The following is an 11,007-nucleotide window of genomic DNA, read 5'->3' as shown; positions in this document are numbered from 1 at the left end:
TGGGCTCCCGCCCCGACACACTCATTGCGCACGGACAGACGATGACCTTTTCGACACCCTCTCCCCCGCCCCCGCAACGCAGCAAGACCGCCGTCCTCGCCGCACGCGACCAGACGGCGATGGAGGAGCTCTTCAACGCCCTGAGCCATGGCCTGGGCCTTGCGCTCGCGATCGCCTCGCTGCCGATCCTGGTCTACAGCGCCGCACAGAAGGGCCAGGCCGCGGCCGTGGTCGGTGCCAGCCTCTTCGCGGGCACGGCCATCGTGCTGTACCTGATCTCAACGCTCTACCACGCGCTGCCGATCGGCCGTGCCAAGGCCTGGTTCAACCGGCTGGACCACGCGGCCATCTACCTCTTCATCGCGGGCAGCTACATGCCCTTCCTGTTCGGCGTGCTGCGCGGCCCGCTGGGCTGGACGCTGTTCGGCGCGATCTGCGCGGCGGCGGCGCTGGGCGTGGGCGCCAAGCTGTTCAACCGGCTGAAGCATCCGCTGTGGTCCACCGGCCTGTACGTGGCGATGGGCTGGATGGCTCTGATGGCCGCCGTGCCGCTGTACGAGCGCATGTCGGCCGCAGGCCTGGGCTGGCTGGTGGCCGGCGGGCTCTTCTACACGGCCGGTGCGGTGGTGTTCCTGTTCGACAACAAGGTGCGCTTTGCCCATTCGGTGTGGCACCTGTTCGTGCTTGCCGGCAGCACCTGCCACTTCTTCGCCGTGCTCTGGCATGCGCATGGCTGACCGCTGATTCCAGGAACACCATGGAACCGGCTTTGCCGGGCCATCGGTGTTGCCCCCGGCGAGGGGGTTGGCGCAGCGACACGAAGTGGGCGAAGCCTGGGGGAGTGTCAATAGTGCGGTGGGAGTTCGTCCCGCGGGTTGCGCGCGGCGCCGTCCTGGCCTGAGCTCTGCATCTGCTCCTTCAGTTGAGTGACCTGCAGGATCAGCCGGTCGATCTGCTGCTGTTGGCGGTAGATCGTCATGTTGAGCTGGTCGAGCAGGTCTTCGGCGTAGCTCGACTTGATCTCGAGTTCGGTCACGCGTTCGGCAATGAGGTCGTGGGACGGGTTTTCCATGCCGCTATTGGACAGGAAGACCGCCCTGCTCTTCGTTACGCCTTTTTCAGCGGCGCACCTTGGCCTCCAGCAGGTCCGCCATGCCGATGCGCTTGGCGAACTCGATGCGCACGCGCTCCGACACCTCGAAGACCTCCGCCGCACCGTCGCCGACGAAGTCGACCACCGACCGCATCGGCCGCGTGCCGACGGGCATGCCCACGATGCGCACGATCTCGTCGGCCACGGCCTGCGGGTCGGCGCCGTCGGGCGTCAGCGCCGAGAGGCGCGCGCCGATCTGGTCCATGAGTCCGTCGTAGCGGGCATAGGCTGCGGCGATGGCGGCATCTGCTGGCCTGCCCGCGCTCGGGAAGTGGTCGGTGCCCTTGGTGAAAGCGCCCGGCACGACGATGGAAGTCTCGATGCCGAAGCGTGCGATCTCGTAGGCCAGCGTGACGGCCAGCGAATCCATCGCAGCCTTCGCCGCGCCGTACGGCCCCATGAACGGCGGAAAGCCGCCCTTGGTGGTCGTGCTGCTGATCCACAGCATCAGGCCCGATTCCTGCGCCCGCAGATACGGCAGCACCGCACGGTTCACGCGCTGCGCGCCGAGCACGTTGGTGTCGAACACCTTCGCGATCTCTTGCGGCGTGAAGGCCTCCGTGGGCCCGACCACGAGATGGCCGGCGTTCTGCATCACCACGTCGAGATGGCCCTGCTCGCGCACGATGGTCGCTGCGGCGGCATCGGCCGACTCCTGCGAGAGCACGTCGAGTTCGAGCGGGTGCAGCTGCAGCTTCTTCTGCGCGGCCAGCGCGCGCAGTTCGGCGGCGCGGGCGTTGTTGCGTCCGGCGATGTCGCGCATCGATGCGTAGACGACGTGGCCCGCCTCCGCGAGCGACAGTGCTGTGAGCTTTCCGATCCCGCTGCCGGCACCGGTGACGAGGACGATCTGCTTCTTCATGGCGTGTTTCTCCTTCGGCTTGTTTCGCTTGGAGCCCGCCGCTCAGGCGAGTCCGCCGTTGGCGCGCAGGATCTGTCCGTTGACCCAGCCCGCGTCGGGCCCGGCAAGGAAGGACACCACCGATGCGATGTCCTCGGGCTGGCCCAGGCGCTGCAGCGGCGGCATCTTTGCGAAGGCCTGGACCTGCTCCTCGGTCTTGCCGTCGAGGAAGAGCGAGGTGGCGATCGGGCCCGGCGCCACGGCGTTCACCGTGATGCTGCGGCCGCGCAGTTCCTTGGCGAACACGTGCGTGAAGGCCTCGACCGCCGCCTTGGTGGCGTTGTAGATCGCGTAGCCGGGCATGTTCAGCGCGAGCGTGGTGCTGGAGAAGTTGACGATGCGCCCGCCCTCGTTCAGGCGGGCGGCGGCCTCGCGCAGCGTGTTGAAGGTGCCGCGCACGTTGATGTCGAAGGTCTGGTCGTACTGCGCGTCGCTGTGCTCGGCCAGCGGCAGGGTCTTGAGCACGCCGGCGTTGTTGACCAGCACGTCGACCTTGCCGAGTTGCGCCTCGACCGCGTCGAACATGGCGCGCACTTCGTCGGCGCGGGCCACGTCGGCCTTGACGGCAATGGCTCTGCCGCCAGCGGCCGTCAGCTCGGCGACGAGGGCGTCGGCCTGCGCAGGGCTCGATGCGTAGTTGACGGCGACGGCGAAGCCGTCCCTGGCGAGGCGCTGCGCGACAGCGGCGCCGATGCCGCGCGATGCGCCGGTGACGATGGCGACCTTGGGGGTGGAAGAGCGGGCCATGGCTGGTGTCCTTTGCGGTGGAGGTTGGTTGGTGAGGCGAATCTTCGATCGTTCCAACCAAAAGATAATCAGCACCTGATTGCCATTAATATTCCATCTACTTCAACAATAGACCGGCAAGCCGCCCATGGACCGCTTCCAGGAAATGCAGGCCTTCGTGCGCATCGCCGAGCGCCAGAGCTTCACGCAGGCGTCCGAAGACCTGCGGATTCCCCGTGCGACCGTCACCAACCTGATCAAGCGCGTGGAGCAGCGCATCGGCACCCGGCTGCTGGAGCGCACCACCCGCACCGTGCGCCTCACGCAGGACGGCGAGGCCTACTACCGCCGCTGCGTGCGGCTGCTGGCCGACGTGGAGGAAGCCGAGGGCCTGTTCCGCGACGCCGCGCCCAAGGGGCTGCTGCGCGTGAACCTGCAGGGCACGCTGGCGCGGCATTTCGTGGTGCCGGCGCTGCCGGGCTTCCTGGCGCGCTACCCCGAGCTCGAGCTGCACATCGGCGAGGACGACCGCCTCGTCGACCTGGTGCGCGAAGGCGTCGATTGCGTGCTGCGCGCCGGCACGCTGCAGGACTCCTCGATGATCGGGCGGCGCGTGGCGCTGCTGCCGCAGGTCACGGTCGCGAGCCCCGCCTATCTGGAGGCGCATGGCGAGCCCCGCAGCCTGGAGGAGCTGGCCTCGCACCGCGCCATCCACTACGTTTCCAGCGCCACGGGCAAGGCCCTCCCGCTCGAATTCACCGTCGACGGGCGGGTGACGAGCGTGCAGCTCGGCGGTATCGTCTCGGTGACCGGTGCCGACCTGTACACCGGCTCGGCCGTCGCGGGGCTGGGCCTGGTGCAGGTGCCGCGCTACCGCGTGGCGGGCGAACTGGCGCAGGGGCGGCTGAAGGTGCTGTTGCCCGAGTTCGCGCCGCCGCCGATGCCCGTCTCGGTGCTCTACGCGCAGAACCGGCAGCTGTCCTCGCGCGTGCGCGTGTTCACGCAGTGGCTGCGCGACATCTTCGAGGCCGCCGAAGCAGCCTGATTCAGCAGGCCGTCGACTCCAGCGCCACGGCGCCGGCCTCGGCGTGCGTCTCGCCGCGCAGGAAAGCGAACACGACGAGCGCCGTCAGCACCGTCACCCCCGCCAGCACGCACAGCAGCGTGCCGAACGCCGCGCCATACGCGTGCAGCAAGGCCGCGCGGTCCATGCCGGGCAGCAGCGCCAGCGCCTGCGCGAGGTTGCCGGTGGTCACGCGCTGCGCCGCCTGCGATGCGCCGGCGACTTGCCCCAGATGCGCCGTCACCAGCGCGGTCAGGCCCGCTCCGACGAGTGCCAGCGCGATGCCCTCCCCCGCCACCCGCACCGTGTTGAAGATGCCCGAGGCCATGCCTGCGCGCTCGCGCGGCACCACGCTCACGGCCAGCCCGTCCATCAGGCCCCAGGGCAGCCCGATGCCGGCGCCGATCAGCAGCAGCGGCCACGCCATCCCGGCGAGCGGCGTGCCCGGCGCGCAGCGGCTGAGCCAGAAGAGGCCTGCAGCGCACACCAGCAGGCCCACGGCAGAGATCGCGCCGGCCGAGAATCGGTGCGCCAGCGACGCCGCCAGCGTCGGAACCACGAGGATCGGCCCCGAGAGCGCGAACATGAAGGCGCCCGCCTCGATCGCGCTGCGCCCTTCGAGTCCCACGAAGCGGATCGGCAGCAGCACCAGCAGCACGACGAAGCCGTAGGCCGGCGCGGCCGCCAGCAGCTGCACCCCGACGAAGCGCGGAAAGCGGAACAGCGACAAGTCGAGCATCGGATGCGGCACGCGCCTTTCGATGGCGACGAAGACCGCGCCCATCGCCGCAGCGCCCGCCAGTGCACCGAGCACCCAGGGGCTGCCCCAGCCGCTGTCGGGCGCCTGCAGCACGCCCAGCGTCAGCAGACTCAGCGCGGCGGTGAAGCTCAGCGTGCCCGGCACGTCGAGCCCCATCGCCTGCGGGTTGCGCGATTCGCGCATCGCCAGCGAAGCAATGCACAGCGCCGCGAGGCTCACCGCGCCGGGGCTCAGCATCACCGCCTGCCACCCGAAGTGCTCCGCGAGCCAGCCCGACACGATGGAGCCGCAGGACAGCCCCACGCCGAACGAGGTGCCGATCAGGCTGAAGGCCCGCGTGCGCGCCGCGCCGTCGAACACCTGTGCCAGCGCGGCCGTGCCTGCCGCGAAGGCTGCGGCCGAGCCCAGCCCCTGCAGCGCGCGCGCCAGGTCGAAGGCCACGATGCCCGGCGCCAGGGTCAGCAGCGAGGCGCTGAGCGCCACCACCGCGAGCCCCAGCAGGAAGACGCGCTTGCGCCCGTATGCATCGGCCAGCGCCCCGGCAGCCATCAGCGTGGCGCCGAAGCTCAGCATGAAGGCGTTGGTCACCCAGTTGAGCTGCACCGGGCTGCCGCCCAGCGCATCGCGCACGGCGGGCAGCACCACCGCCGGGCCTGTGAAGCTCAGCGGCATGCCCAGCGCCGCGAGGCAGACGGCGGCCAGGAGCCAGTTCCTGGAGGAAGAAGAAGCGGACATCGGAACGTGCTTTCGCGGAAGGTGAAAAGGAAGGCACGAAGATAGAAAGGAATCAATGCACTGAGAATCGCCTCATTGCTCCACACACTCCCAACCAAAGGTTGCCAATCCATGGACAGCTTCAGCGGACTCGAATCCTTCGTGCGGGCGGCCGACCTGTCGAGCTTTGCCAGGGCCGGCCGGCTCCTGGGCATCTCGGCCTCGGCCGTGGGCAAGAACGTCGCGCGGCTCGAGGAGCAGCTCGGCGTGCGCCTTTTCAACCGCACCACGCGCCACATGCGGCTGACGCAGGAAGGCGCCCTCTTCCACGAGCGCTGCCGCCGCATCCTCGACGAACTGGACGACGCGCGGTCCATGATGCAGGACGCCGTGGCCGCGCCGCGCGGCCGCCTGCGCGTGAGCCTGCCGACCATCGGCTACCGCTTCCTGCTGCCGATGCTGCCTGCCTTCAGGCTGCGCTACCCCGAGATCGAGCTCGACCTCGACTTCAACGACCGGCTGGTCGACGTGATCGCCGAGGGCGTCGACGTGGCGATCCGCAGCGGCGAGCTGGTCGACTCGCAACTGGTGGCGCGCCGGCTCGGCCCGTTCCGCTTCGTGCTCGTCGCCTCGCCGGCCTACCTCGAGCGCCACGGCGTGCCGCAGACGCCGGCCGACCTCGCGCGGCACGCCTGCCTTCGCTACAAGTTCGCCACCGGCGGAAAGATCGAGGACTGGGACCTGCCCGGCCTGCCCGCGCAGCTGCCGCCCGGCCTGCTGTGCAACAACATGGAAGCCATGCTCGGCGCGGCAGTCGCCGGCCTCGGCGTGGCCTACATGCCCGACTTCCTCGCGCGCGACTCGCTGTGCCGCGGCGAACTGCAGCGCGTGCTGGCCACGCACCTCGTGCGCCAGGGCCAGTTCACGGCGCTGTGGCCGTCGAGCCGTCAGCTGTCGCCGAAGGTGCGGGCGTTCGTGGACTTCGCGGGGGAGCACATGTTCAGGGAGGAAGCGATGGCGCCATGAACCGAGGAAAAGCCTGCACATGCGGCGCATGGTTGGCGCCGCATTAGTTGAAAGGCCTGCCCGTCAGGCGACTTCTGCCGGCTGCTCCGCTTGCTGACCGATGGCGGCGACCGGCTCCTCGACGCTTTGCGCCACGGGGGTCTCCGCGGACATGGCAGCCACGGCGACCGGCGCCGCCGCGACGGGCTCGACTGGCTTGGTGCTCTCGACGACCGGCGGCTTCGTCGATTCGGGCGTCGCAGGCGTAACGGCCGGCGCAGCGACTGCGACAGGTGCTGCTTGTGCCGGCTTGGCGCTTTCCACGACGACCGGCTCTACCGCTTCGGGCTTGGCTGCATCGATCTTCGCGGGAGCGGCAGCCTTCGCCGCCTCAGCCATCGCGGGCGTAGGCGCGGCCACCGCGACAAGTGCCGCTTCCACCGGCTTCGCGCTTTCCACGACAACGGGCTTGGCGAGTTCTGACTTCACAGGCTCCGGCTTGGCCGTCTCGGCGGACTTTGCCGACTTCGCAGGCCTGGCGGGCGCGGGCTTCACCGGTTCCTGCACCGCCGCCAGCGGCTTCGCAGCGTCCTGCGTCACCGGCTCGCTCGCCATCCGGCTCAGCGCCAGCGCGGCCTTCAGCGGGAACAGCGTGCGCTCGTCGCCCTCCGCGGTGTTGCTCACCGTGGTGCCCGCCGTTTCGCTCAGGCTCGCGGTGCGCACGGCGTCGAGGCGGTGGGCGGGCACCATGAACGGCGAATGCGTGGTGTAGATGACCTGGTTGCCGGCGAAGTCCTTTTCGAGGTGCGCCAGCAGGTCGGCCTGCGAATGGGGGTGCAGGTGCAGCCCGGGTTCGTCCAGCAGCAGCACGGCGTCCTCGGCCCGGCCGCCGCGGGTGTCGGCGAAGAAGGCGACGTAGAACGAGAAGAACCACTGGAAGCCGCGGCTGCGCTCCTGCAGGTTCACCTCGACTTCGTAGGCGGCGTTCGGGTCGGACACCAGCGTGTCGAGGTACTGGCCGTCGAGGTTGAAGCGCACCTTCAGCGCACGGTCCTTCCAGAGGCGGCGGATCTCGGCGGTCACCACCGAGCCGGCGCGGTTGACGAGCTGGTTGCGCGTGGCCTGGTCGTTCTTCTCGAGCAGGGCCTGCAGCTGCCGCAGGTCGAGCCCCGCGACCTTGCACAGCCTGCCGAAGCTCTGCTGCTCGGGCGTGAGCTGGCCCCAGCCCTCGCGCCCCAGGTATTCGGCGATGTTCTGGCGCCCGGGCAGCGCCGGGTATTCGTCGACGTAGACGAAGCGCGGCAGCTTGCCGACGACCCATTCCCGCGCGCGCTCCAGCGCGGGCGCGTCGTTGGCGATCGCCAGCGCCATGTCTTCCAGCTCGCCGAGCATCTGCTCCTGCTTGTCGCTGAGCTCGGCGCCGGCCACGGCCAGCGCCTTGCGCAGGGCCTGCGCCGCCTTGACCGCGCCGGCCGACCACCTGATGTAGTCGGGGCTCATGATCATCGCGGCGTCGAAGAGGTCGGCTTCCTGGTCCAGCGCGGCCTTCGCCTCGTCTGCGACCTTCTCGGCCGCGGCCTTGACTGCCGGCACGATCTTGCGGACCTTGCCCTTGATCTCGCTCACGTCCAGCGACAGGGCACCGAGTCCTTCGAACCCGGCCGTGCGGACGGCGGCATAGCCGCGGCTCGCGGTGACGTGGCGCACGCCGGCCGCGCGCGGCAGGATCGCGGCCAGCTCGGCCTGCTCGCTCTCGTCGAGGCTCCAGCGCGTGAACACGACGGGCGTGTCGCCCGTGCACTCTTCCAGGCGGCGATGGCGCGGGAAGTCCTTGATGGGGCTGAGTTCGGCGATGCCTTCGGCAGGGTTCAGGCTGTGCAGCGCGCGCAGCAGGTTCGATTTGCCGCTGTCATTCCGGCCGAGGATCGTGGTGATCTGCGTGGAGTCGATGAGGCCGCTGTCGTTGATCGAGCGAAAGTTGGTGATCTGGAATGACGCCAGGCGCATGCGGGAATTTCTCTCTTCTTGAAATGGATACGGGGCCGGGGAATGTATTGCATCCCCGGCCCTGTCTTGCTTCGCATCGCCACGAAGAAAAGAAAAAAATTACTCGGCCGCGCGCCGCAAGGTGTCGACCACCGGCCGGCGCAGCACCTCGCGCAGGCCCCACCATCCGGCGCCGAGCGCCAGCACCGCCCCGGCCAGCGCGCCGGCGACCGGCACCAGCGGCGAGGCGGTCCAGGTGAACTCGAACACGAAGCGCGCGAGCCCCCAGCCGATGAGCGCGGCCACGATGCTCGCGAGGAAACCCGCGAGCAGGCCCACGCCCGCGAGCTCGGCGCGCTGAACCTGCCGCAGCAGGCTGGCACGCGCGCCCACCGCGCGCATCACCGCGAACTCGCGCGCGCGTTCCTCGCGGGTGGCCGTCACCGCGGCAAAGAGCACCACGAGACCGGCCGCGAGCGTGAAGCCGAACAGGAACTCGACCGCGCGGATCACCTGGTCGAGCACGCGCTGCACCTGGTTGATGGTGGCGCTCATGTCGACGTTGGTCACGTTCGGATAGCTGCGCACCAGCGCGTTGTCGAAGCCGCGCGTCTCGGGCGCGCGGAAGGCGCCCATGTAGGTGGTGGGCACGTCGGCGAGCGAGGCCACCGTGTACATCACGAAGAAGTTGGCGTGCATCGAGCCCCAGTCGACCTTGCGCAGCGAGGTGATGCGCGCATCGTTCTGCATGCCGCCGATGTCGAAGCGCAGCACGTCGCCCATCTTCAGGCCCAGCGTCTCGGCCAGGCCCTCTTCCACGCTCACCTCGCCGGACGCGCCGGGTGTCCACTTGCCGGAGGTGATGCTGTTGTGCGGCGGCGCCTTCAGGCTGTTGCTGAGGTTGAATTCGCGGTCGACCAGTCGCTTGGCACGGTCCTCGGTGTAGTCGTCGGGCGAGACCGGCTTGTCGTTGATGGCCACGAGCCGGCCGCGGATCATCGGGTACCAGTCGAACTTGCTCACGCCTGCATCGCGCAGCGACTTCTGGAAAGCCTCGCTCTGGTCGGGCATGACGTTGATGACGAAGCGGTTCGGCGCGTCGGGCGGCGTGGCCTGGCGCCAGCTCGCGACGAGGTCGGTGCGAAGCAGCACCAGCAGCACCAGCGCCAGCAGCCCCACCGAGAGCGCGCTGACCTGTACCACCGCATAGGCCGGCCGCGCCGAGATCTGCCGCGTCGCCAGCACCAGCCAGCGCGGCGCGGTCGTTTCGTTGACGCTGCGGCGCAGCACCTTCACTGCCAGCCAGCTCAAGAGCGCGAACACCGCCACTGCCCCCGCGAAGCCGCCGACGGCGATGAGCCCCAGCTTGATGTCGCTGCTGGCCGCCATCAGCAGGGCCGCGAAGCCCGCGACGCCGACGCCCAGCACCGCGAGCGACGCGGGCTTGAGCCCGCCCACGTCGCGCCGGATCACGCGAAGCGGCGGGACGCGCGCCAGCTGCAACACCGGCGGCAGGCCGAAGGCGAAGAGCAGCGTGAGCCCCATGCCGAGCCCGAAGGCCACGGGCCACAGGGTGGCCGCGGGCAGCGCGGTCTCGACCAGCCCCGCCAGCAGCAGCACGAACACGTAGTGCACCGCGAAGCCGATGGCCACGCCCAGTGCGCTGGCCACGATGCCGATCACCGCGAACTCGAAGGCATAGGCCACCGCGATGGTGCGCTGGCTCTGGCCGAGCACGCGCAGCATCGCGCAGTCGTCGAGGTGGCTGGCCGCGAAGCCGCGCGCGGCCAGCGCCACCGCCACCGCCGACAGCAGCGCAGCCAGCAGCGCGACGAGGCTCAGGAATTTCTCGGCGCGATCGAGCGTCTGGCGCATCTCGGGCCGGCCGCTTTCGAAGGAATCGAGCCGAACGCCGCGAAGTTCGCCCTTCTTGATGGTGGCGTCGGCCCAGTCGGTGAAGCGCTTGACCGCGGCGTCGCTGCCGGCCACGGCATATCGGTAGCCCACGCGGCTGGCCGGCTGCACGAGCCCGGTGCGGGCCACGTCGGCCTGGTTGAGCATCACGCGCGGCGAGAAGCTCATGAAGCCGGCGCCGCGATCGGGCTCCAGCGTGATGACGCGGCCCACGCGCAGGCCGGTGTCGCCCAGCAGCAACGTGTCGCCGACCTTCAGGCCCAGCGAGTCGAGCAGCGAGGCATCGACCCAGGTCTCGCCCGGCGGCGGGATGTCGCGCGTGACGGCACCCGCGCCATCGATGGTGGTGGAGGTCTGCAGGCTGCCGCGCAGCGGGTAGCCCGTGGTCACCGCCTTCAGCGCCACCAGCTTGCTGGCGCCGCCCTGCGCGTCCTCGGCGCGGGCCATGGTCGGGAAGCCGTAGGTGGAGGAGCCCTGCAGCCCCAGCGACTTGGCCTGCGCCACGAAGGCCTCGGGCGTCGGGTTGTCGCTGACGATCACCGCGTCGCCGCCCAGCAGCTGCCGCGCGTCGCGCTTGAGCCCGCCCTGCAGCCGGTCGGCGAAGAAGCCGACGGCCGTGAGCGCGGCCACGGCCAGGAGCACGGCGACGATCAACAGGCGCAGCTCGCCGGCACGCAGGTCGCGCCAGAGCGTGCGCCAACCCAGGCGAAGGGAGGCATTCATGGCCGCGACGATAGCCGAGAGGCTCGCTCGCAGCCGGATTCGAGGGTTATTGCCGGTTTTGG

The 11,007-nt window shown here is 69.9% G+C and carries 9 protein-coding genes; 3 read left to right on the top strand and 6 right to left on the bottom strand.

The window, feature by feature from the left end:
• The first annotated feature begins 41 nt into the window (after positions 1 to 41).
• On the top strand, positions 42 to 737 hold the full coding sequence (gene trhA, locus FHY06_RS21035; protein WP_409327462.1) for a PAQR family membrane homeostasis protein TrhA: 696 nt from the start codon (positions 42 to 44) through the stop codon (positions 735 to 737).
• Between the two features lie 107 nt (positions 738 to 844).
• On the opposite strand, the gene FHY06_RS21030 is transcribed toward trhA, so the two are convergent.
• The 3 genes from FHY06_RS21030 to FHY06_RS21020 are packed head-to-tail and all read right to left on the bottom strand — an operon-like array spanning position 845 to position 2,801.
• Positions 845 to 1,072: a SlyX family protein gene (locus FHY06_RS21030; protein WP_019656666.1), complete on the bottom strand. Its 228-nt coding sequence runs from the start codon at positions 1,070 to 1,072 to the stop codon at positions 845 to 847.
• Between the two features lie 46 nt (positions 1,073 to 1,118).
• Positions 1,119 to 2,015, bottom strand: a complete 897-nt coding sequence (locus FHY06_RS21025) for an SDR family oxidoreductase (protein WP_132753897.1) — start codon at positions 2,013 to 2,015, stop codon at positions 1,119 to 1,121.
• A 42-nt stretch (positions 2,016 to 2,057) separates the two neighbouring features.
• Positions 2,058 to 2,801: an SDR family oxidoreductase gene (locus FHY06_RS21020; RefSeq protein ID WP_184606234.1), complete on the bottom strand. Its 744-nt coding sequence runs from the start codon at positions 2,799 to 2,801 to the stop codon at positions 2,058 to 2,060.
• 127 nt (positions 2,802 to 2,928) lie between these two features.
• Here FHY06_RS21020 and FHY06_RS21015 point away from each other — a divergent pair, with 127 nt between their 5' ends.
• Positions 2,929 to 3,825, top strand: a complete 897-nt coding sequence (locus tag FHY06_RS21015) for a LysR family transcriptional regulator (protein WP_184606233.1) — start codon at positions 2,929 to 2,931, stop codon at positions 3,823 to 3,825.
• 1 nt (position 3,826) lies between these two features.
• On the opposite strand, the gene FHY06_RS21010 is transcribed toward FHY06_RS21015, so the two are convergent.
• Complete coding sequence (locus FHY06_RS21010) at positions 3,827 to 5,338, bottom strand: MFS transporter (protein WP_184606232.1); 1,512 nt, start codon at positions 5,336 to 5,338, stop codon at positions 3,827 to 3,829.
• A 111-nt stretch (positions 5,339 to 5,449) separates the two neighbouring features.
• On the opposite strand from FHY06_RS21010, the gene FHY06_RS21005 reads away from it, so the two are divergent.
• Positions 5,450 to 6,343, top strand: coding sequence for a LysR family transcriptional regulator (locus tag FHY06_RS21005; protein ID WP_184606231.1), 894 nt, complete (start codon positions 5,450 to 5,452; stop codon positions 6,341 to 6,343).
• A gap of 63 nt (positions 6,344 to 6,406) precedes the next feature.
• Here the strand turns inward: FHY06_RS21005 and FHY06_RS35060 are convergent, their stop codons facing one another.
• On the bottom strand, positions 6,407 to 8,329 hold the full coding sequence (locus FHY06_RS35060) for an AAA family ATPase (RefSeq protein WP_311733712.1): 1,923 nt from the start codon (positions 8,327 to 8,329) through the stop codon (positions 6,407 to 6,409).
• 99 nt (positions 8,330 to 8,428) lie between these two features.
• Positions 8,429 to 10,945 carry an ABC transporter permease gene (locus FHY06_RS20995; protein WP_184606230.1) on the bottom strand — a complete coding sequence of 839 codons (2,517 nt, stop codon included), beginning with the start codon at positions 10,943 to 10,945 and terminating at the stop codon, positions 8,429 to 8,431.
• Positions 10,946 to 11,007 lie beyond the last annotated feature (62 nt).

The sequence above is a fragment of the Variovorax atrisoli genome (assembly GCF_014195185.1).
In the GTDB taxonomy this organism is placed as follows: Bacteria; Pseudomonadota; Gammaproteobacteria; order Burkholderiales; family Burkholderiaceae_C; genus Variovorax; species Variovorax atrisoli.
This window is presented reverse-complemented; position numbering and strand designations above follow the sequence as displayed.

What these genes read in the sequence shown, in the direction of transcription:
- trhA (WP_409327462.1), top strand. Translation starts at nt 42, where the DNA reads ATGACCTTTTCGACACCCTCTCCCCCGCCCCCGCAACGCAGCAAGACC.
- FHY06_RS21030 (WP_019656666.1), bottom strand. Translation starts at nt 1,072, where the DNA reads ATGGAAAACCCGTCCCACGACCTCATTGCCGAACGCGTGACCGAACTC.
- FHY06_RS21025 (WP_132753897.1), bottom strand. Translation starts at nt 2,015, where the DNA reads ATGAAGAAGCAGATCGTCCTCGTCACCGGTGCCGGCAGCGGGATCGGA.
- FHY06_RS21020 (WP_184606234.1), bottom strand. Translation starts at nt 2,801, where the DNA reads ATGGCCCGCTCTTCCACCCCCAAGGTCGCCATCGTCACCGGCGCATCG.
- FHY06_RS21015 (WP_184606233.1), top strand. Translation starts at nt 2,929, where the DNA reads ATGGACCGCTTCCAGGAAATGCAGGCCTTCGTGCGCATCGCCGAGCGC.
- FHY06_RS21010 (WP_184606232.1), bottom strand. Translation starts at nt 5,338, where the DNA reads ATGTCCGCTTCTTCTTCCTCCAGGAACTGGCTCCTGGCCGCCGTCTGC.
- FHY06_RS21005 (WP_184606231.1), top strand. Translation starts at nt 5,450, where the DNA reads ATGGACAGCTTCAGCGGACTCGAATCCTTCGTGCGGGCGGCCGACCTG.
- FHY06_RS35060 (WP_311733712.1), bottom strand. Translation starts at nt 8,329, where the DNA reads ATGCGCCTGGCGTCATTCCAGATCACCAACTTTCGCTCGATCAACGAC.
- FHY06_RS20995 (WP_184606230.1), bottom strand. Translation starts at nt 10,945, where the DNA reads ATGAATGCCTCCCTTCGCCTGGGTTGGCGCACGCTCTGGCGCGACCTG.